We start from the raw sequence: 20,558 nt of genomic DNA, 5'->3' as shown, positions 1-20,558 counted from the left end.
TGCGGTTGGGGGGGGGGGGGGCGCGCCGGGGGTGGTTTTTGTGTTGTTGGGTCCGGGGGGGGGCGGCTCGCGGGGGGGGGCGGGGGGGGGGGCCCGCCCACCCCGAGGTCGTCCCGTCGTGCCGTGGCGTCAGCGTGGTGCGGCCGGGACCGCCGGCTCGGAGCGCGGGCTCGGCACGGCGGGGAGCTCCGCGCGCAGCCGCTCCGCCACCCGGACCCGGTGCTCCCGGGCCGACTCGCACAGGTCCCGCAGGGCCGCGTCGAAGCGCTCCTGGGACGACGGCCCGGCCGGGCCCAGCAGGCGCAGCTTCAGCTCGGCCCGGGCCTCGGCGAAGTCGTCCTTCTCAGGGTGCCGGACCGTCTCCAGCAGCCCCGGCACACCGGCCGCGTCCGGCGTCAGCACGGTCGCCGCGGCCACCGTCGGGAACGCCGCGCGGAAGAGGTCCTCGGGCAGCCCGCTGGTGTTGGCCACCGCGTACGGCTTCTCGCTGGCCAGGAAGTCGCTGATCACACTGGACACGTCACTGATGAGCAGGTCGGCCACGTTGAAGCAGGAGTACAGCGTGGGCCGGGCGTCCGTGATGACCTGGTGCTCGCCCTCCGGCAGCGAGGCCCAGTACGCCGCCTCCCACGCGGCCGTCGCCCGGGCCACGGCCTCCGCGCGGCCCGGTTCCGGCGCCGACTGCACGAGCATCTTCTCCGCGATGTCGGCCCCGGACCGGAAGGCGGACGTGGTGAGGCGGTCCAGCTCGGCGGTCAGCGCCGTCAGTTCGCCGCCGGCCGGGGACCGCGTCCCCGCCCGCTCCCGGTTCGCCGCCCGGATCATCTCCCGGACGCGCAGGTCGGCCGCCCCGGCACGCGGGTCCACCGAGCCCGTCAGCGGATGCGGCTTGTACAGCAGCCGCACGCCCGGGTCGGCGAGCAGCGCCCGCACCAGGTTCTCGCCGGCCGCGACCACCGAGGTGTTGCCCGGGTTGCCGTCCCAGCCCTCCCAGGTCGGCGCGTACAGGACGGTCGTGTACGCCCCCTGCGGCGGGCCCGCGCTGGGCAGCACGCCGTCCAGCTGCGGCCGGCCCGTCTCCACCACGTCCTTGTCCTCGACACCGACCTCGGCCAGCGCGTACCGCTCGCGGGCGGCGGGTCCGGCCACCCACACCTCGTCGTACGCCTTCGCGTACGGGTTGCACGAGGACAGCTTGTCGCTCTCGCCGTGGTTGACGAAGGTGTGCTTGATCGTGGGGATGCGCAGCACCTGGGAGGTCTTGCCGGAGTTCGACGGGTGGATCAGGACCTCGAGCGTGGACTGCTCCAGGCGCATCAGCGTGGCCACCTTCGGCAGGCAGACGATCGGGATGTCCGTCGCGGCGATCTTCTGCACCATGAACCGCTCACGCAGCACGATCACGGGCCGGCCCTCGGTCTTCGCCAGCGGTTCCAGCCACATGTTCGCCTGGTACGCCGAGGAGACACCGCCGGAGAAGTACAGCCCGACCGTCGGCCGGTACTCCGCCAGCCACGCGTCGAACCACTCCAGCACCCGCTGCTCGCCGGCCGGACGGCGGCCCGGCAGCAGCCGCAGCAGCAGCGCGCCGAGGCCGGTCACGGCGAGGACGAGGGAGAGGGCGACGCCGACGGCCCCGTACACGTGCCGGTCGGTCGAGGCGCTGGCCAGCAGCCCGGCCGTCGCCGGCAGGCCGAACACCAGCAGCCGGGGGCCGGGGCGGCGCAGCAGCACGTGCGGGGCGGGGGAGAGCCGCAGCGCCGAGGCGTCGATGTTCCGGGTCACCACCGGCAGGGTGCGGGTGCGGCGCACCAGTATGGACGCCGCCTGGATCGCGCAGTGCAGCGCGTAGAACGCCAGCAGCCCGGCCACCAGCGGGACGTACACCGTCTCCCGGTCCTGCTCGGCGAGCCGCAGCAGACCCACCACCAGCAGCAGGTCCCGCGTGACGTGCCGCACGGTGATGTCCGCGTGGGACTTGGCGAACAGGGTCAGTACGCCGCGCTGCCACCGGTACAGGACGACCTCGGTGGCCAGCGAGAGGGCGGTCGCGGCGATCAGCAGCGGGACGTGCGGCAGCAGAGCCGCGACCGCCTGGGCGGCGAACGCGGCGGCCAGCGCGACGGTGACCAGCCCCTTGTACAGGGCCGGCGGGCGGGGGAGAGGTAGGGGCACTGCGGTCTCACTCCAGGAGCGTCGGTTCGGCGCAGTTCGGCCGTCCGGGTTAACGCGCGGCGACCTCCGGACGACACGCGCATGTCCGGACCATGGCAGACGACTGCCGTCCCGCCGTGCCGTCGGACCATAGCGGAAGATCGAATTCCTGTCGCGGGGCGGGGCCGAATCGAGGCCGCTCTCTGCCGAATCGTGATCTGCCCGGCGCCGTCCGCAGCGTGGACCGGCTCCGCGCCGCACCCGCTCGTCCCGTAGATTTCCTGGTGAGGGACCGGAACGACTGAGGGGACGGGCGGGGACGTGGCAGGGGCAAGGCAGGCCGTGGGCGAGGCCCGCAGGATCGTCGTCAAGGTCGGGTCCTCCTCGCTGACCACCGCCTCGGGCGGCCTGGACGCCGACCGCGTGGACGCGCTGGTCGACGTGCTCGCCAAGGTGCGCGGAGGAGGGGAGCGCGAGGTCGTCCTGGTCTCCTCGGGCGCCATCGCCGCCGGTCTCGCCCCGCTGGGCCTGCGCCGCCGCCCCAAGGACCTGGCCCGCCAGCAGGCCGCCGCCAGCGTCGGCCAGGGCCTGCTGGTCGCCCGCTACACCGCCTCCTTCGCCCGCTACGGCGTACGCGTGGGCCAGGTGCTGCTCACCTCCGACGACATGAGCCGCCGCGCCCACCACCGCAACGCCTCGCGCACCCTCGACAAGCTGCTCGCGATGGGCGCCGTCCCGGTCGTCAACGAGAACGACACCGTCGCCACCGACGAGATCCGCTTCGGAGACAACGACCGCCTCGCCGCCCTCGTCGCCCACCTCGTCCACGCCGACCTGCTGGTCCTGCTCTCCGACGTGGACGGCGTCTACGACGGCGACCCGGGCAGGCCCGGCACCTCCCGCATCGCCGAGGTACACGATCCCTCCGACCTCGACCACGTCGAGATCGGCAGCGCGGGCAAGGCCGGCGTCGGCACCGGCGGCATGGTCACCAAGGTCGAGGCCGCCCGGATCGCGGCCGCCGCCGGCGTCCCCGTCGTGCTCACCAGCGCCGTGCACGCCGCCGACGCCCTGAACGGCCAGGACACCGGCACCTTCTTCCACCCCACCGGCAGGCGCTCCGCCGACCGGCTGCTGTGGCTGCAGCACGCCTCCACCCCGCAGGGCGCGCTCACCCTGGACGACGGCGCCGTGGAGGCCGTCGTCGGACGCCGCAAGTCACTGCTGCCCGCCGGTATCGCCGCCGTCGAGGGAGGCTTCAGCGCCGGCGACCCGGTGGAGCTGCGCGACGGCACGGGACGCGCGGTGGCCCGCGGGCTCGTCAACTTCGACGCCAAGGAGATCCCCCGGCTGATCGGCCGCTCCACCCGGGAACTGGCCCGCGAACTCGGACCCGCGTACGAACGCGAGGTCGTACACAGGGACGACCTGGTGGTTCTGCACCCGTAATACGCCGAAACGTCCGCCCCTGGTGGTGGACGTTCCGCAAAACGGCCCCGCGATCCCTTGCGGCCTGCTCAACTTTGTCCCAGGGAACTGTTCCGCAGCAGCGCCACCGAGCGAAGGAGGCCGTCGTGAGACGAGTGCGCCCTGGGGCCACGGCGTCCCGTGGTGGTACCGGCTCCCGCGCGGCAGGCGAGGAGCGCGCCCTGACGAGCGTGGCGGCCGGGGACGGCTTCGAGGGCGGGGAACCCGCCGACACCCCGCGCCTGTGGCACGTCACCCTCAGCGTCTCCGGCGAACAGGCCCCGCTGACCGAGGTCCGCCGCGCCCTGGAGCAGCTCGCCCACGACCACCCCTTCCTCCTGACCAGCCGCTACGCGGTCGACCACGCGGAGATCCGCTACTGGGAGGAGGCCCGCGACCTGCACGACGCGGCGGCGGTCGCCCTGCGCCTGTGGGGCGAGCACCGGCAGACCGCCGGACTTCCGCCCTGGGAGATCGTCGGCCTGGAGGTCATCGACCGCGCGACCTACCACCAGCGCGTCGCCGAGGGCTACGGGCCGCCCCCCGCCTCGCCCGTCGGGGTCCACCCGTTCTGAAACCGTCCACGATGAGTCCCGGGCCGTGTCTCGGGGTGTGGAACACGCGATGAACGGATCCCCCCGGCGCACTACGCTTCTATCATGACCACGCTCTCCCCGTACGACTCGATGTCCCCGGTCACCGAGGCCGCCTACCGCGCCAAGGCCGCAGCCGCGAGCCTCGCGCCGCTGCCGCGGGCCGACAAGGACGACGCGCTGCTCGCCATCGCGGACGCGCTGGAGGTCCGTACGGGCGAGATCGTCGAGGCCAACGCCCAGGACGTGGCCAAGGCCCGCGAGGCCGGCATCAGCGAGGGCATGATCGACCGGCTCACGCTCACCCCCGAGCGGGTCCGCGCCATCGCCGGCGACGTGCGCGACGTCGCCGGCCTGCCCGACCCGGTCGGCGAGGTCGTCCGCGGCTCCACGCTGCCCAACGGCATCGACCTGCGCCAGGTCCGCGTGCCGCTCGGCGTCGTCGGGATCATCTACGAGGGCCGGCCGAACGTGACCGTCGACGCCGCCGCACTCTGCCTGAAGTCGGGCAACGCCGTCCTGCTGCGCGGCTCCTCCTCCGCCTACCGGTCCAACACCGCCCTCGTGCGCGTCCTGCGCGACGCCGTGGGCGGGGCCGGGCTGCCCGCCGACGCCATCCAGCTGGTGCCCGGCGAGAGCCGCGACAGCGTGCGCGAGCTGATGCGCGCCCGGGGCCTGGTCGACGTCCTCATCCCGCGCGGCGGCGCCTCCCTGATCAACACGGTCGTCCAGGAGTCCGTCGTCCCGGTCATCGAGACCGGCACCGGCAACTGCCACGTCTACGTCGACGCGCAGGCCGACCTCGACATGGCCGTGGAGATCCTGATCAACTCCAAGGCCCAGCGGGTCGGCGTCTGCAACGCCGCCGAGACCCTCCTGGTCCACCAGGACATCGCCGCGGCCTTCCTGCCGCGGGCCCTGGACGCCCTCGCCGAGGCCGGGGTCACCGTGCACGCCGACGAGCGCGTGCAGGCCTACGCCAAGGACTCCAGGGCCACCGTCGTCGAGGCGACAGCCGAGGACTGGGAGACCGAGTACCTGTCCCACGACATCGCCGCCGCGGTCGTGGACTCGCTGGACAAGGCCGTCGAGCACATCCGGCTGTGGACCTCCGGCCACACCGAGGCCATCGTGACGACCTCCCAGCAGGCCGCCCGCCGCTTCACCCAGCTGGTGGACTCCACCACCGTCGCCGTGAACGCCTCCACCCGCTTCACCGACGGCGGCCAGTTCGGCTTCGGCGCCGAGATCGGAATCTCCACGCAGAAGCTGCACGCCCGCGGCCCGATGGGCCTGCCCGAGCTGACCAGCACGAAGTACATCGTGACCGGCGACGGGCACGTCCGCCGCTGAACGGCCCCGGGGGCGACCCCCGAACGGCGCAGGGGGTATGCGCGACGGCGCACGAGTGTGCGGCGGAGGCGGATCGCCAGGCAGCGCGCCGTGCGCGACCCTCGTGGCCGCCGTCTCGACCGCTGGATGAATTTCCATACCGTCTGCCCAAAATGACCCCCCCGGTCTACTCTGGATCCGTGCCGGAGGACGTGGGGGGCACGCCGTTCTCGGACGGCCCGGAGCCCGACGACGACCACGACCGCGGGGTGTCGGACGAAGAGTTCGCCTCCGTGGTCTTCGACGAGGCCTTCGTCCGCGCGGCGCCGGTCCACGAGCCGAGCGCCGTCGAGCGCCTCCTGGCCGCCGCCCAGGCCAGAGCCGAGGCCTCCGAGGCGGAGGCCCGCCGCGCGCACGCCCGGGGCGAGCGCTTCGACGACGGACTCGGCCCCGATGTCCACCGCGATCCCGGCCGTGACCCCGACCTGGACGACCTGGACGACCCCTACCTCCTCCGGGAGCACTACGGCGACACCGGGTCCTACTCCAGACAGGTGCGCTGGCACCGCCCCGTCGCCTGGGTGCTCGCCCTCGCGATAGGCATCGGCATGGTCGCGCTGGCCTTCACGGCGGTCTACCGGGGCGCGTCCTCCCACCGCGAGGGTCCCGTGCCGCCGCCCGCCTCGACCGAGCTGGAAAAAGGCGGTGGCGCGGTACCCTCCGCCTCCGCCGACCACTCCCGGCCGGCCATGTCGGTGATCCCCCGCACCCCCTGACCGGAACCCGCCCGTCCTGGTGAGAACCTGTCAGAACTTGTGGAGCAGTGGGGCGTTTACCCGAGCTCCGGGCGACCTACCCTGAAGATATGGGCGGACCAGGAGACACACCTGAGGGGACACCCGAGGGCGCTCCCGGAGGTGGAGAGGACGAGTACCGATCCGTCGTCTTCGACGAGTCGTTCGTCCGTGCTGCCCGGCTGCAGGAGCTCTCCGCGCAGGAGCGCATCGGCGACCACGCGCCCGCCGTTCGCCGACGCCCGCCCCTGCGCCGCGGCCTGTCCCGGCAGGCACTGGTCCTCGTCCTGCTGATCGCCCTCGCCTTCGGCACCGCGATCTACATGGGCGTGCGGCATCCCTATCAGGCCCCGGCCGCCAAGGACGCCGTCGAGCCCCTGCGCACGACCGTCATCCCGCTGGTCCCCCCGGGCAAGGTGCCCGGCACGGCCGACACCGCGTCCCTGTACGAACACAGCCCCGCCGCGCAGTTCAAGAAGGGCGCGGAGGGCGTGCCGCTGCCCGCCTCCCGGCGCACCGCGCACTTCTCGGACAGCCAGGTCGTGGCCGCCCTGACCACCGCCAAGGACTACATCGTCCGGTCCGCCATCGATCCGGACGTCATCACCGGCGGTGGCGTCCGCCCCGTGCGGGTGCTGCTGGATCCCGACCAGCTGGACCAGTTCGACCAGAGCTTCGCCCGCCCCACCCCGGACGGCCGCCACGCGCCCACCGGCTGGCTCGTCCGCTTCGACCCCGGCCGGGCCGAGCTGGCCGACCGCGAGGTGCGCGTCCAGGGCACCCTGCAGGCCGCCGAGGCGGACCCCTCGACGCTGGAGGTCACCGCGGACCACACGTTCGTGTACGCGCTGCGGCCCGCCGGGGCCGGTGACGAGGCCGAGGCGTCCCTGTTCACCGTCCGGCGCGAGCTGCACTTCCGCTTCGACCGCGACGACCTGCGCCTGCACCAGGCCCAGCTCGTCGTCTCCTACGTCCAGGCCGGCCCGCTCTCCTGCGCCGAGGACTCCACGAACCACCTCCGGCCCCTCCTCGCCGGCCAGACCGCCAAGGAGGGCGGCCCGGCGGGCACCGACCCGTACGCGACGGGCAGCGCCACGGCCCTGTGCGGCTCCCTGGCGACGAGCGCGATGCCGCGGGTGTGACACCCGGGCCCCCGACGCTGCCGGGACGACCCCGAGGCGGCCCCCGGACCCCGTCCCGTCCCAGACGTCGTCGCGCGGCGCCCCCGGCCTCCGTCTCAGACGTCGTCGCGCGGCGGCCGGCCCTCTCGGGGACCGTCGCCCGGCTCTCCGGTCGCCTCCTCCGGCCCCTGCGGGCCGCCGGACGGCCTCTGACCCGAGCCCGTGAAGCCGCCGAAACCGCGCCGGACCCGGTCGCCCAGGTCGCCGGCTCCGCCCGCCAGGTCGGTGACCAGCTTCATCAGCGGGTCCTTGGAGTTCCTGACCTGGGTCGTGTAGTGGTTCGCCGACTCCCGCCAGGAGTCGCGGACCGAGGTGTCCTTGTCCTCGTCGCGCCGCGCGTAGTGGCCGTCCATGATCCGCTGGTGGTCGCGCGACTCGGCCCACCTCCTCAGCTCCGCCGCCCGCACGGTGGTGAAGGGGTGGGAGCGGGGCATCACGTTGAGGATCTTCAGCACCGAGTCGCGCAGATCACCCGCGGCCTCGTACTCCTCGGCCTGGGCGAGGAAGGCGTCCACGTTCATCTCGTGCAGGTGGTTGCCGCCGGCGATCTTCATCAGGCCCCGCATGGACGCCTGCGGGTCCTGCCCGACCAGGAGCCCCGCCCGGTCCGCCGACAGCTCCGACTTGCGGAACCACTCCCGCAGCCCCGTCACGATCGCCATGATCGCGAAGTTGCCCAGCGGGATCCAGGCGACCCGGACGGCCAGGCTGGTCAGGAACAGCAGGATCGTCCGGTACACCGCGTGGCCCGACAGCGCGTGCCCCACCTCGTGACCGACGACCGCCCGCATCTCCTCCTCGTCGAGCAGCTCGACCAGGCCCGTCGTCACCACGATGATCGGTTCGTCCAGGCCGATGCACATCGCGTTGGGCTGCGGGTCCTGGTTCACGTACATCGGCGGGACCTTCTCCAGGTCCAGGATGGAGCAGGCGTCCCGCAGCATCACGTTCAGATGCGGGAACTGCTGGTCCGAGACCCGTACCGACTCGGACAGGAACAGCAGCCGCAGACTGCGCTCCGGCAGCAGGCCGCTGAGCGCCTTGAACACCGTGTCGAAACCGCTCAGCCTGCGCAGCGCCACCAGGGCGGAACGGTCGGCCGGGTGCTCGTAGGCGCGCGAGGAGATCCCGGGGAAGCGCCTGCGCTGCCTGCTCGGCACGTGCTCGTGCCCGTCGGACATGTCTTCCCCCATGTGCGTCATATGGCCTGTGGGGCCCCTTGTGCGGCCCTTCGCGTCGCCGGGGCTGATCTCAGCCTAGGCGGAGTTACGGTGGTCGGGCAGTCCAGCGAAGGGAACCACCGCCATGGAGCAGCACACCGCCGCCTGGCTCGTCCGGGCCGCGAGCGCCGCCGACCCGCAAGGGGGGCCGGGGTTTCTCCGGATCGTTCTCATCGTGATGATCGTGGGGACCGTGCTGACCGCGTGGTTCCTGCTGCGTGGCTACGGACGGAAGGACGACTGAACCACCGCCGGGGTTCCCGCCGGACTCCCGGGACCGGGGCCGGCCGCCGCCGCGCACGCTGCCGGGGACGCGAACAGGCGGAGTCGGGGTGATCGCCCTCAGGGCACCCGCTTACGATGAGCCGACGTCTTTAACCCGCCCACACGCGATAGGTCCTGCCGAAGATGAGCTTCCACAGCACCGCTGCCCAGTTGGTCACCCTCGCCGCAGAGGGCGAGGAGCACGGCGGAAACCACGAGAGCCTGAGCCCCTACCTCACCGGTGGCGGGGCCCTGTTCGTCCTGCTGCTCCTGCTGTGGATCACCACGCGCTTCAACCGCGACCGCTGAGCCCGGCAGGGCGCCCCGCGCGGGCCGCCCCGGGGACCACGGGGGCGGCCGGAGCCCTCGGGGCGGGGCCGGTAGGGTCTGCACGCATGGGAGAGCAGGACATGCCTACCGGTCCGGTGGACGAGACGCCGCACGACCCGGCGCGGGACTCGGCGGGCGCCACCGAACGACACGCGGAGCCCCGCCGTGCCGCCGCAGCGGCCCGTCTGATCGACGGCCCCGGCAAGGACCCGTCGCAGCCGGGCCGGCGCCGCCTCGGCGTCATGGGCGGCACGTTCGACCCGATCCACCACGGGCACCTGGTGGCCGCCAGCGAGGTCGCCGCGGCGTTCCAGCTCGACGAGGTGGTCTTCGTCCCCACCGGCCAGCCCTGGCAGAAGAGCCACCGCAGCGTCTCCCCGGCCGAGGACCGCTACCTGATGACGGTCATCGCGACGGCCGAGAACCCGCAGTTCTCCGTGAGCCGCATCGACATCGACCGGGGCGGCCCCACCTACACCGTGGACACCCTGCGCGACCTGCGGGCGCTCAACCCCGACACGGACCTGTTCTTCATCACCGGCGCCGACGCCCTCGCCCAGATCCTCACCTGGCGCGACAGCGTGGAACTGTTCTCCCTCGCGCACTTCATCGGGGTCACCCGGCCAGGCCACCACCTGAACGACCCCGGACTCCCGGAGGGGGGCGTCTCGCTCGTGGAAGTTCCCGCACTCGCCATCTCCTCCACGGACTGCCGTGCGAGAGTCGCCAAGGGCGATCCCATCTGGTACCTGGTGCCGGACGGCGTCGTGCGCTATGTCGACAAGCGCGAGCTGTACCGCGGCGAGTGAGCCGAGAGGGGCACCGGTGAACGACCGATACGAAGCGGGGGCCGCGGGCCACGGCGCCGACCCGTACGAGCTCGTCGGCTACGACGAGTACGGCCGGCCTGTCTACCGGCAGGTCCAGGCCCGGCAGCAGACCTACGACCCGTATGCCCAGCAGCACCCGCAGGCCTACGGCTACGACCCGTACACCGCGGGCGGCCAACAGCCCCCTCCCGCCTACGACTACGGCGCCGGGCAGCAACAGCACTACGGGCAGGGCCACGACCACGACGCCTACGGGGCCGGCGCCGGGCAGCAGCAGACCGGCCCCCAGGACCCGTACGGCGGGCCGTCCCGCGCCGCGGCGCACACCGCCCGGCAGGCTCCCGAGCAGACCCCCCACATCCCGCAGCAGGCCGGCCCCGCCGACCGGGACGAGGCCCCGGCGGAGCCCCGGGAGGACTACCGCACCGAGCAGTTCGCCTTCGTCGAGGAACCGGACGGCGACTCCGAGGACGTCATCGACTGGCTGAAGTTCACCGAGAACCGCACCGAGCGCCGTGAGGAGGCCCGGCGCCGCGCCCGCAGCCGGATCGTGGCCCTGGCCGTCGTGCTCGCGCTCGTCGCGGTCGGCGGCTTCGGCTACCTCTGGTACGCGGGCAAGCTGCCGGGGCTGTCCTCCGACGGCTCCGAGGAGGGCACCGCGACGGCGGCGGGCGCCCAGAAGCGGGACGTCATCGTCGTGCACCTGCACGACACCAAGGGCGGCGGTACCTCCACGGCCCTCCTCGTCGACAACACCACCACCGAGGAGGGCGCCACCGTCCTGCTGCCCAACGCGCTCGCCCTGACCGGCGACGACGGCACCACGACGACCCTCGCCGAGTCCGTCGACGACGACGGCCCCGACGCCACCCGCGAGGCCCTCGACTCGGTCCTGGGCACCGACATCGAGGGCACCTGGCGTCTGGACACCCCCTACCTGCAGAACCTCGTCGACCTCGTCGGCACCGTCGACGTCGACACCGACACCGACGTCCCCGACCCGCAGGCCGAGAAGAAGGGCCAGGCCCCCCTGGTCAAGCAGGGTGAGGACCAGTCCCTCAGCGGCAAGGCCGCCGTCGCCTACGCCACCTACCGCGCCTCCGGCGAGGCCCAGAACGCCCAGCTCGAGCGCTTCGGGCAGGTCATGCAGGCCGTCCTGCGCAAGATGTCCTCCGACCCCCAGGCCGCCACCACCACGATCGAGACCCTGGCGCAGATCCTCGACCCGCCCCTGACCGACAAGGACCTCGGCTCCTTCCTCGCCGGGCTCTCCGACCACGCCAAGGGCGGCGACTACGCCACGGACCTGCTGCCCGTCCGGGCCGACGGCACGCTCAGCGCCCAGGCCGGCGCCGACGTGGTGAAGAAGGTCCTCGGCGGCACCGCCAAGAGCCCCGACAAGGACGCCGCCGTCAGTGTCTCCGTCCAGAACGCCACCGGCGTCGAGGACCGCACCGAGAAGGCCCGCGTCGTGCTCCTCAACGGCGGCTTCACCTTCCTCGAGGGCGGCACGGCGGGCGCCCGCGCCACGTCGAAGGTCGTCTACGCCGACGCAGGCGACAAGGCGGACGCCGCCGAGGTCGCCAGGACCCTGGGCCTGCCCGAGACCTCGGTGACCCGGGGCAGCAGCCCGGCCGGCGCCGACGTCTCCGTGGTCCTCGGCCAGGACTACGAGCCGTCGTCCGACTAGGCACGAGAGGCGCGTTCCCCACGTGATCCCCGCGATCACGTGGGGAACGCCCTGCGGTCCGTGAGACCCTTGGTGGCAACTGACCGCCGATCGAAAGCCTTGCAGTGACCGTGACCGACCGCTCCCAGGAGCTCATCAACACCGCCGCCCAGGCGGCCGCCGACAAGCTGGCGCACGACATCGTCGCCTACGACGTCAGTGACGTGCTGTCCATCACGGACGCCTTCCTGCTCGCCTCGGCTCCCAACGACCGCCAGGTGAAGGCGATCGTCGACGAGATCGAGGAGCGCCTCCAGAAGGACCTCGGCGCCAAGCCGGTGCGCCGCGAGGGCGACCGCGAGGCCCGCTGGGTCCTGCTCGACTACGTCGACATCGTCGTGCACGTCCAGCACAGCGAGGAGCGCGTCTTCTACGCCCTGGAGCGGCTGTGGAAGGACTGCCCCGAGCTGGAGCTGCCCGAGGACGCCCGGGCCACCCGCGGCAAGGCCGAGGAGCACGCCAAGCTGCGGGCGGCCGAGGAGGCGGCCGAACTGGACGGTGACCGGCGGTGAGCCCCCTCAGTGAGGCCGGCGGTGCTGGCCGGGGCCACCGCGTCATCCTGTGGCGGCACGGCCAGACCTCGTGGAACGTGGAGCGCCGCTTCCAGGGCACCACGGACGTCGAGCTCACCGAGACCGGCGTCGCCCAGGCCCGCCGCGCCGCCCGCCTGCTCGCCTCGCTGAAGCCGGACGCGATCGTCGCCTCCGACCTGCGGCGGGCCGCGAACACCGCCGCGGAGCTCGCCACGCTCACGGGCCTTCAGGTGACGCACGACGAGGGGCTGCGCGAGACCTACGCGGGCGTCTGGCAGGGCCTGACGCACGAGGAGATCATCGCCCGGCACGGCGAGGAGTACGCCGCCTGGAAGCGTGGTGAGCCCGTGCGCCGCGGCGGGGGCGAACTGGAGACCGAGGTCGCCGAGCGCGCCGCCCCCGTGGTCCTCCGGCACACCGAGAAGCTCCCCGAGGACGGCACGCTCGTCGTGGTCAGCCATGGCGGCACCATCCGCACCACCATCGGCCGCCTCCTCGGCCTGGAGCCCCACACCTGGGAGAGCCTCGGCGGACTCTCCAACTGCTGCTGGTCCGTCCTCGGCGAAGGCGCCCGGGGCTGGCGCCTGCTGGAGCACAACGCCGGCACGCTGCCGGAACCGGTGCTCGGCGACGACGACTGACCCCGGATTTCACTTTCCGGCAGGTCGCAGGCTAAGGTTCTTCTTGTTCGCCCGGCCCGCCGGGAAACGAAACGTCATGCGGCTCCGCCGGGTGACGAGGGGCTATAGCTCAGTTGGTAGAGCGCCTGCATGGCATGCAGGAGGTCAGGAGTTCAATTCTCCTTAGCTCCACACCTCATGATCCCGTTCCCGTCAGGGAGCGGGATTTTTCATGATCCGCTTTGAGTCACTCCGGCCCCGCCGGGCGTATACCTCTACGGCCCCCGCCGGGGGGCCGTGTCCGGACTGGTACTGAGGCGTCGCTGACCGTATTGGTCCGGCCGTGGCAGAATCAAACGGCCGGAAGGGGGCGCGGCCCGACGGGAGGAGTAGCGATGCCTGCGAGCATCCTCGAGGAGGTCGACCATCTCCTCGGTGCGGGACTGGCACGGGACATGTCCACCCGCCTCAGCTGCCCTTCCTGCGGATCCGCGCACGTGGCCCAGATGCTCGGCGACAACGGCGGGATCTCCTACGTGTGCACGGCCTGCGGCCACAGCTGGAGCTGATCGATGGGTGCACACAGGCGGAAGTGCGACTGGTGCGGCAGCGGGAATCCGATCGTCCGCGACATGGAGCCGATCAATCCCGACTACCAGTACTGGTGCGAGGAGTGCGCGCGGGCGCTGATCATAAAAGGCGACCCCATCGAGACGTACCGCGAGCTGGAGGGCGAGCCGATCTACGGCCGGCTCCTGGAGGAACACTGCACGCTCAAGCGGTTCTACTCGTTCGTCACGGCCTGAGGCGCGGCCCGCGAAACGGCCATATCGGGCACGGTGAAACCGATTTGGTGTTGGGCCCGCAGGACCAGTAATGTTGGCGTCGCCGCCAGGGAAACCCGGGCGGACGCCGCGAGGGGCTATAGCTCAGTTGGTAGAGCGCCTGCATGGCATGCAGGAGGTCAGGAGTTCAATTCTCCTTAGCTCCACAGAAGACGAAGAAGGCGGGCCATCCGATCGGATGGCCCGCCTTCTCGTTGTGCCTCGTCGCGTCTGGTGGTGCCCGGGGCACAGGGATACGGCGGGCTCCCCCGGAGGGAAGCCCGCCGTACGTCCGCTCAGCGGCCCAGAGCGCGGCGTCCGCGGCCCTGGGAGAGCACTGGGAGGTTGCGGGACGGCGCGCCTCCCGAGCGCGTGTCCTCCTCGACGCGCAGGGCCAGCGCCGGGCAGCGGCGCACCGCGCGTAGAGCCTTGGCCTCGGCGTACCGCGGCACCTGCGCCTGCGCCACGGTCGGGAAGCCGTCGGCGCCCAGCTGGAACACCTCGGGGAGGACGTCGGCGCACAGGCCGTGCCCCCGGCACAGCGTCCAGTCGACGTAGATCTTCTGGCGGCTCGGGCCGTTCCCCTGGGACTCGCCGCCCGGGATGCCCGTGGGGGCCCTGCCGCCCTCGAAGAGCGGCAGAACGCCCTCCACGCGCCGTCCGCAGCCGTTGCCGAGGACATGGGCGGCCAGGTCGTCCGTGAACGCCTTGATGGTCGACTCCAGGAACATCGCGGAGCCGTCCGGGTGCGAGCAGGCGCCGCGCCGCTTCACGTTCTTGGCGACCTGCTTGAGGGCCTCCAGGGCGGCCGGTCCGCCGCCGTTGAGGATGTCCTCCAGGCCGCGCGCGGCGGCGGGCAGGCCGAGGTAGCAGGGGCCGCACTGGCCCGCGCTCTCCTCGGCCAGCCACTGGGCGACCCGCAGCGACTCGCCCAGCGGGCAGGTGTCCTGGCTGATCGGCAGGATGGCGCCGGCGCCCAGCGAACCGCCCACCGCGTCCAGGGAGTTGCGGGAGACGATCGCCTCGTTGACGGTGGCCGCGTCGATCCACTTGCCGTGGTAGCCGCCGGTGAGCACGCCCTGCGGCACCGGCGGAGCGCCGGCGAGCTGCAGGACGTAGCGCAGCGGCACGCCCGTCGGGACCTCGACCACCATGGGGCGGGCGACCGCCCCGGAGACGGTGAGCATGACGGTGCCCGGCTCGTCGTAGAGGCCGGTGTTGCCGTAGCGCTCCGGGCCGATGCGGGCGGCGATGGCCAGCTGGGCGAAGGTCTCGGCGTTGGACAGCAGCGTGGGCGCGCCGCCGACGCCGTTCTGCGAGGCGCTGACCTTGCGGCCCGGAGGGATGGCCGGGCCGCCGTCGATGGAGCGGACCAGCGACGCGGCGGCGCCGGTGACCATGCGGACCGGGTTGCGCTGCACACGCGCGCGCAGGGCCGAGCGGCGGCCGTTGCTGAGGCCGCGTTCGGAGAGCGCCGCCTCCATGGAGCGCTGTGTGGACTCACGGGTGACCCCCACCACGAGCGTGCGGGCACCCAGGGCCTCGGCGCACAGCAGCGCGCCGTCCAGGATGAGGTGCGGGGCGCGGTTGATCAGCACCGTGTCCTTGCGGCAGGCCGGTTCGTCCTCGCTTCCGTTCACGACGACGACCGGCCGGACGCCGCGCTTGATCGCCGCCTCGGCGACCGAGCGCAGCTTCTTGTGGAAGGGGAAGCCCGCGCCGCCGCGGCCCCTCAGGTTGATGCGTTCGGCGAGCTGCGCGAGCTGCTCGCCGCCCATCGGCTCGAGCGGCCCGTGCACCTTCAGGTGCATGGACAGGTCGAGCCGGTCGACAAGGTCGAAGCCCGACGTGAGCTGGGGAAGGCCGACCACGCGGACTTCGGGTACGTCGGGCAGGGCCTCGTTCACTTAAAGCCTCCGGAAGGCGTGTTCCAAGGTTCGCCCGATCCCGGTGTGTCGAAGTCGTAGGACGCACCGGGCAGTGTTTCAGTGGCGGGACCGCTGTTGTACGTGTCGTCCGGGTAGTACGTGCCGGGGGCGGCGTTCGTCTCACCCGTGTCGTACACATCACTCGATCCGTGGCCGAAGGCGCCTGGAGTGCCGTAGGCCGGGATGTTTTGTCCGGTGTCCTGTAGGGGGGTGTAGGGCGGGATGTCGAAGCCCGTGTCCTGCAAGGGGTCGTAGGCCGACGGCGGGGCCTCGCCGACCGGCGGCGGGGAGGGGATCGGCCAGCTGCCCGAGGTGCTGGAGGGGCCGTCCACGGTCGGCATGGCCTGGGTGGGCTGCATGTCCAGCGGCAGCTCCATGCGGTCGGTCGGCCCCGGCGCGAAGGCCCGCCGGCCCTGGGGAGGGGCCGAGACGGCTCGGTAGGCCGCCGCGAAGCCGTTGGCGGGTTCCCTGGCCGCGGGGTGTTCGGCCGTCTCGTACAGCGGGCCCGACGGGGAGACGGCCGCCTTGGGGGAGGCGCCGCGGGCCTGGAAGCCGGGGAGCGTGGCGCCCGCGCGGGACCGGCTCTCCTCCAGGTCCCTGCGGGCCTGGGGCTCCCCGAGGATCTCGGTGAGTTTGTCGGCGACCCTGCGCTTGGCCTGGCGCGGAGCGGAGCGCAGGGCGAGGGCGCCCGCCACGCCGGCCAGCGACAGGCAGTACAGGACGACGGCGAACGGCTTGGCCGCTCGACCCGCGTAGAGGCCGTGCACCAGGGCGGCGCACCAGGCCGGGTAGGCCAGCATGTGCATGGCGCGCCAGCGGGCCGCGACGGGCGCGGGGGAGGCGAAGCGGTTGCGCAGCGCGCCGGTGATGCCCACGAAGATCATGAGCAGGCCCGCCAGGGTGCCCAGGCCGATCAGGAAGGACCTGCCCCCGACCAGCTCCTCGTCGGTGAGGAACAACCCGAAGGGGATCACCGCGGCGATCCACGAGGTGTGGGACAGCGCCAGCTTGACCCCGATGTGCACCAGCAGGAAGGCGATCGAGGCGACGGCCGTGGTCCGGTGCACGGCCTGCGCCAGGATGCGCCTGCGGGCGTCGAGCAGGATCCGGTCCTGGGCGATCAGGCCCCACATCACCGAGCACGTCAGGCACACGAGGGACAGCACGCCGGCACCGAAATTGAGGAACTCGGCGAACGAGTCGTCCACCGTGGAGTCGTAGGGGTTCACGACCGGCCTCCCCACGTCCCGGTGGCCGGGGGCGGTGAGCTGATACTGCGTTGAGGGTTCATGGGGGCAACTCCGAGCGGTTCGGGAAAGCAGCGGTCCCGTGCCGCACTCTAAGCGGAGCCATACCGACGGGTAGGAGGTTTGAGTTATTGCGTTGTTATCAAAGGACAATGTGTTCGTTGTGATGTCCCTTAGCGGCTGTTACGCGAAGTAACTTTTGAGTGATGTTCGGCTTCTCGGGACGGGCGCGGCCTCAGGGGCCCGACCGCAAGCGCGTCGCGGCGCGCGGGGGGCCTGCGGTACCCTGACGCCATGCGTGCCGTACGCCTTCTGCTTAGCGGGCCGCGCTGATCAGTCCCGGCCACCGGACGAGTCGAGTGGCCGGAATCGGCGCGGCGTCCCCTCCTGTGCGAGGGGATTTTTCGTTTCTCGACGACACAGCCGCAGGCAGAGACGATCGATGGAGCTTTGAGGATCATGAGCGAGACGAACCCCGCGGCCACTTCCGAGGTGGCCGCGCCGCACCGCTACACGGCCGCGATGGCTGCCGAGATCGAAGCACGCTGGCAGGACTTCTGGGACGCCGACGGCACCTACGCCGCACCCAACCCCAAGGGTGACCTGGCGGGCGACGGGGAGACCGTCGCCCGGCCCAAGAAGTTCATCATGGACATGTTCCCCTACCCCTCGGGTGCGGGCCTGCACGTCGGCCACCCGCTGGGCTACATCGCCACGGACGTCTTCGCCCGCTTCCAGCGGATGACCGGCCACAACGTCCTGCACACCCTGGGCTTCGACGCCTTCGGCCTGCCCGCCGAGCAGTACGCGGTGCAGACCGGCACGCACCCGCGCGTGTCCACCGAGGCCAACATGGAGAACATGAAGTCCCAGCTGCGCCGGCTGGGCCTGGGCCACGACAAGCGCCGCTCGTTCGCCACGATCGACCCGGACTACTACAAGTGGACCCAGTGGATCTTCCTGCAGATCTTCAACTCCTGGTACGACCAGGACACCGGACGGGCCCGCCCGATCTCGGAGCTGGTCGCCGGGTTCGAGTCCGGTGAGCGGCCGGTCCCGGGCCACGCGCGCGCGTGGGGCGAACTGAGCGCCGCCGAGAAGGCGGAGGTCCTGGGCGGGTTCCGGCTGGCCTACGCCTCCGACGCGCCGGTCAACTGGTGCCCCGGACTGGGCACCGTGCTGGCCAACGAGGAGGTCACCGCCGAGGGGCGCTCCGAGCGCGGCAACTTCCCGGTCTTCAAGGCCGAGCTGCGCCAGTGGAACATGCGCATCACGGCCTACGCCGACCGGCTGCTGGACGACCTGGAGGAGCTGGACTGGCCCGAGGCCATCAAGCTGCAGCAGCGCAACTGGATCGGCCGCTCCGAGGGGGCCCGCGTCGACTTCCCCATCGACGGCGAGCGCATCACCGTCTTCACCACCCGCCCGGACACCCTGTTCGGCGCGACCTACATGGTGCTGGCGCCCGAGCACCCGCTGGTCGAGAAGTTCACCCCGGCCGCCTGGCCCGAGGGCACCCACGAGGTGTGGACCGGCGGTCACGCCACCCCGGCCGAGGCCGTCGCCGCCTACCGCGCGCAGGCCGCCGCCAAGTCCGACGTCGAGCGGCAGGCCGAGGCCAAGGACAAGACCGGCGTCTTCATCGGCGCCCACGCCACCAACCCCGTCAACGGCGAGCAGGTCCCGGTCTTCATCGCCGACTACGTCCTGATGGGCTACGGCACCGGCGCGATCATGGCCGTCCCGGCCGGTGACCAGCGCGACTTCGAGTTCGCGCGCGCCTTCGAGCTGCCGATCCACTGCATCGTGGAGCCGACCGACGGCCGCGGCACGGACACCTCGACCTGGGAGAACGCCTTCTCGTCGTACGACGCGAAGATCATCAACTCCTCGAACGACGAGGTCAGCCTGGACGGCCTGGGCGTCGCCGAGGCCAAGGCGCGCATCACCGAGTGGCTGGAGCGTTCCGGCGTCGGCGAGGGCACCGTCAACTTCCGCCTGCGCGACTGGCTGTTCAGCCGCCAGCGCTACTGGGGCGAGCCCTTCCCGATCGTCTACGACGAGGACGGCATCGCCCACCCGCTGCCCGAGTCGATGCTGCCGCTGGAGCTGCCCGAGGTCGAGGACTACTCGCCGCGCACCTTCGACCCGGACGACGCCGACACCCAGCCGGAGACCCCGCTGTCCCGCAACGAGGACTGGGTCAGCGTCACGCTGGACCTGGGCGACGGCCCGAAGAAGTACCGGCGTGAGACCAACACCATGCCCAACTGGGCCGGTTCCTGCTGGTACGAGCTGCGCTACCTGGACCCGCACAACAGCGAGAAGCTGGTCGACCCGGAGATCGAGCAGTACTGGATGGGCCCCCGCGAGGGCATGCCGCACGGCGGTGTGGACCTGTACGTCGGCGGCGCCGAGCACGCCGTGCTGCACCTGCTGTACGCCCGCTTCTGGTCCAAGGTCCTGTACGACCTGGGGCACGTCTCCTCCGCGGAGCCGTTCCACAAGCTGTTCAACCAGGGCATGATCCAGGCCTACGTCTACCGCGACAGCCGCGGCATCGCGGTGCCGGCGGCCGAGGTGGAGGAGCGTGACGGCGCGTACCGGTACCAGGGTGAGAAGGTCTCCCGGCTGCTGGGCAAGATGGGCAAGTCCCTGAAGAACGCCGTCACCCCGGACGAGATCTGCGCCGAGTACGGCGCCGACACCCTGCGCCTGTACGAGATGGCGATGGGCCCGCTGGACGTCTCCCGGCCGTGGGACACGCGCGCGGTGGTCGGCCAGTTCCGGCTGCTGCAGCGGCTGTGGCGCAACATCGTCGACGAGGCGACGGGCGAGGTCACCGTCTCCGACGACGAGCCTGACGTGGAGACGCTGCGCGCCCTGCACAAGGCGATCGACGGGGTGCGCGGCGACCTGGAGGGCATGCGGTTCAACACCGCCATCGCCAAGGTCACCGAGCTGAACAACCACCTGACCAAGGCGTATGGCGGCGGCGGGACCGCAGGCCCCGCCGCCGAGGGTGGTGGCGGGCGAGGAGCCGTGCCGCGCTCGGTGGCCGAGCCGCTGGTGCTGATGGTCGCGCCGCTGGCGCCCCACATCGCCGAGGAGCTGTGGCGCAGGCTGGGCCACACCGACTCGGTGGTCCACCGGGACTTCCCGGTGGCCGACCCGCGGTACGTCGTCGACGAGACCGTGACCTGCGTCGTCCAGGTGAAGGGCAAGGTCAAGGCGCGCCTGGAGGTCTCGCCGTCGATCTCCGACGACGAGCTGGAGAAGGCCGCCCTGGCGGACGAGAAGGTCGTCGCCGCGCTGGGCGGGGCAGGGATCCGCAAGGTGATCGTGCGGGCGCCGAAGCTGGTGAACATCGTCCCGGCGTAGCCGCGCGGGCGCTCGGACCGCTCCCGGGGGCATCCCCTAGTGTCCTGAGTCGGGAATTCGGTTCAGATATCCGGCGAGGCGTTCGAGGAGCTCGTCCGCGGTCTTCGTCCAGACGAAGGGCTTCGGATCCT

The 20,558-nt window shown here is 72.1% G+C and carries 18 protein-coding genes and 2 tRNA genes; 16 read left to right on the top strand and 4 right to left on the bottom strand.

Annotated elements, in window-relative coordinates; translation table 11 throughout:
• Positions 1 to 129: 129 nt before the first annotated feature.
• Entirely contained in the window at positions 130 to 2,175 is a 2,046-nt protein-coding gene (locus tag ACFW6P_RS30795; protein ID WP_386425583.1) for a hypothetical protein, read from the bottom strand.
• 321 nt (positions 2,176 to 2,496) lie between these two features.
• Between ACFW6P_RS30795 and proB the strand changes: the two genes are divergently transcribed.
• From proB to ACFW6P_RS30770, 5 genes are all read left to right on the top strand, one after another.
• Positions 2,497 to 3,603 (top strand): glutamate 5-kinase, encoded by a 1,107-nt coding sequence (proB, locus tag ACFW6P_RS30790; RefSeq protein ID WP_386359681.1) that lies wholly within the window; start codon positions 2,497 to 2,499, stop codon positions 3,601 to 3,603.
• 125 nt (positions 3,604 to 3,728) lie between these two features.
• Positions 3,729 to 4,196 (top strand): hypothetical protein, encoded by a 468-nt coding sequence (locus ACFW6P_RS30785; protein ID WP_386359670.1) that lies wholly within the window; start codon positions 3,729 to 3,731, stop codon positions 4,194 to 4,196.
• Between the two features lie 84 nt (positions 4,197 to 4,280).
• A complete protein-coding gene (locus ACFW6P_RS30780) occupies positions 4,281 to 5,567 on the top strand; it encodes a glutamate-5-semialdehyde dehydrogenase (RefSeq protein ID WP_386359672.1) in 1,287 nt (428 codons plus the stop codon).
• Positions 5,568 to 5,719: 152 nt separating this feature from the next.
• Positions 5,720 to 6,322 (top strand): hypothetical protein, encoded by a 603-nt coding sequence (locus tag ACFW6P_RS30775; protein WP_386425580.1) that lies wholly within the window; start codon positions 5,720 to 5,722, stop codon positions 6,320 to 6,322.
• Positions 6,323 to 6,411: 89 nt separating this feature from the next.
• Positions 6,412 to 7,482, top strand: coding sequence for a hypothetical protein (locus ACFW6P_RS30770; protein WP_386425578.1), 1,071 nt, complete (start codon positions 6,412 to 6,414; stop codon positions 7,480 to 7,482).
• Positions 7,483 to 7,577: 95 nt separating this feature from the next.
• Here ACFW6P_RS30770 and ACFW6P_RS30765 read toward each other — a convergent pair whose 3' ends face one another.
• Positions 7,578 to 8,702 (bottom strand): M48 family metallopeptidase, encoded by a 1,125-nt coding sequence (locus tag ACFW6P_RS30765; protein WP_386425576.1) that lies wholly within the window; start codon positions 8,700 to 8,702, stop codon positions 7,578 to 7,580.
• 124 nt (positions 8,703 to 8,826) lie between these two features.
• On the opposite strand from ACFW6P_RS30765, the gene ACFW6P_RS30760 reads away from it, so the two are divergent.
• The 10 genes from ACFW6P_RS30760 to ACFW6P_RS30715 all read left to right on the top strand — a co-directional run bounded on the left by ACFW6P_RS30760 (position 8,827) and on the right by ACFW6P_RS30715 (position 14,038).
• Entirely contained in the window at positions 8,827 to 8,985 is a 159-nt protein-coding gene (locus tag ACFW6P_RS30760) for a hypothetical protein (RefSeq protein WP_386349924.1), read from the top strand.
• Between the two features lie 164 nt (positions 8,986 to 9,149).
• Positions 9,150 to 9,314, top strand: coding sequence for a hypothetical protein (locus ACFW6P_RS30755; protein WP_192583393.1), 165 nt, complete (start codon positions 9,150 to 9,152; stop codon positions 9,312 to 9,314).
• An 86-nt stretch (positions 9,315 to 9,400) separates the two neighbouring features.
• On the top strand, positions 9,401 to 10,144 hold the full coding sequence (gene nadD, locus ACFW6P_RS30750) for a nicotinate-nucleotide adenylyltransferase (protein WP_386349928.1): 744 nt from the start codon (positions 9,401 to 9,403) through the stop codon (positions 10,142 to 10,144).
• Positions 10,145 to 10,160: 16 nt separating this feature from the next.
• The gene (locus ACFW6P_RS30745; RefSeq protein WP_386425572.1) at positions 10,161 to 11,855 is read left to right on the top strand and encodes a LytR C-terminal domain-containing protein; all 1,695 of its coding nucleotides are present in this window, start codon (positions 10,161 to 10,163) and stop codon (positions 11,853 to 11,855) included.
• 104 nt (positions 11,856 to 11,959) lie between these two features.
• Positions 11,960 to 12,406 carry a ribosome silencing factor gene (rsfS, locus tag ACFW6P_RS30740; RefSeq protein ID WP_386349932.1) on the top strand — a complete coding sequence of 149 codons (447 nt, stop codon included), beginning with the start codon at positions 11,960 to 11,962 and terminating at the stop codon, positions 12,404 to 12,406.
• Complete coding sequence (locus ACFW6P_RS30735) at positions 12,403 to 13,068, top strand: histidine phosphatase family protein (protein WP_386349935.1); 666 nt, start codon at positions 12,403 to 12,405, stop codon at positions 13,066 to 13,068. The genes rsfS and ACFW6P_RS30735 overlap by 4 nt, the downstream gene beginning before the upstream one ends.
• A gap of 98 nt (positions 13,069 to 13,166) precedes the next feature.
• A tRNA-Ala gene (locus tag ACFW6P_RS30730) sits at positions 13,167 to 13,239 on the top strand.
• Positions 13,240 to 13,442: 203 nt separating this feature from the next.
• Entirely contained in the window at positions 13,443 to 13,616 is a 174-nt protein-coding gene (locus tag ACFW6P_RS30725; RefSeq protein WP_386349938.1) for a hypothetical protein, read from the top strand.
• Between the two features lie 3 nt (positions 13,617 to 13,619).
• Positions 13,620 to 13,853 (top strand): hypothetical protein, encoded by a 234-nt coding sequence (locus ACFW6P_RS30720; protein WP_386349941.1) that lies wholly within the window; start codon positions 13,620 to 13,622, stop codon positions 13,851 to 13,853.
• Between the two features lie 112 nt (positions 13,854 to 13,965).
• A tRNA-Ala gene (locus ACFW6P_RS30715) sits at positions 13,966 to 14,038 on the top strand.
• Positions 14,039 to 14,167: 129 nt separating this feature from the next.
• Here the strand turns inward: ACFW6P_RS30715 and ACFW6P_RS30710 are convergent.
• Entirely contained in the window at positions 14,168 to 15,778 is a 1,611-nt protein-coding gene (locus ACFW6P_RS30710; RefSeq protein WP_386349944.1) for an NADH-ubiquinone oxidoreductase-F iron-sulfur binding region domain-containing protein, read from the bottom strand.
• Complete coding sequence (locus tag ACFW6P_RS30705) at positions 15,775 to 17,028, bottom strand: cytochrome b/b6 domain-containing protein (protein WP_386425570.1); 1,254 nt, start codon at positions 17,026 to 17,028, stop codon at positions 15,775 to 15,777. The genes ACFW6P_RS30710 and ACFW6P_RS30705 overlap by 4 nt, the downstream gene beginning before the upstream one ends.
• A 477-nt stretch (positions 17,029 to 17,505) precedes the next feature.
• On the opposite strand from ACFW6P_RS30705, the gene leuS reads away from it, so the two are divergent.
• Positions 17,506 to 20,427: a leucine--tRNA ligase gene (leuS, locus tag ACFW6P_RS30700; protein WP_386425567.1), complete on the top strand. Its 2,922-nt coding sequence runs from the start codon at positions 17,506 to 17,508 to the stop codon at positions 20,425 to 20,427.
• Positions 20,428 to 20,558: the final 131 nt, after the last annotated feature.

Source organism: Streptomyces sp. NPDC058741, assembly GCF_042746715.1.
GTDB lineage: Bacteria > Actinomycetota > Actinomycetes > Streptomycetales > Streptomycetaceae > Streptomyces.
Note: the sequence above shows the minus strand (reverse complement) of the source record. Positions and strands in the feature narration are given on the sequence as shown.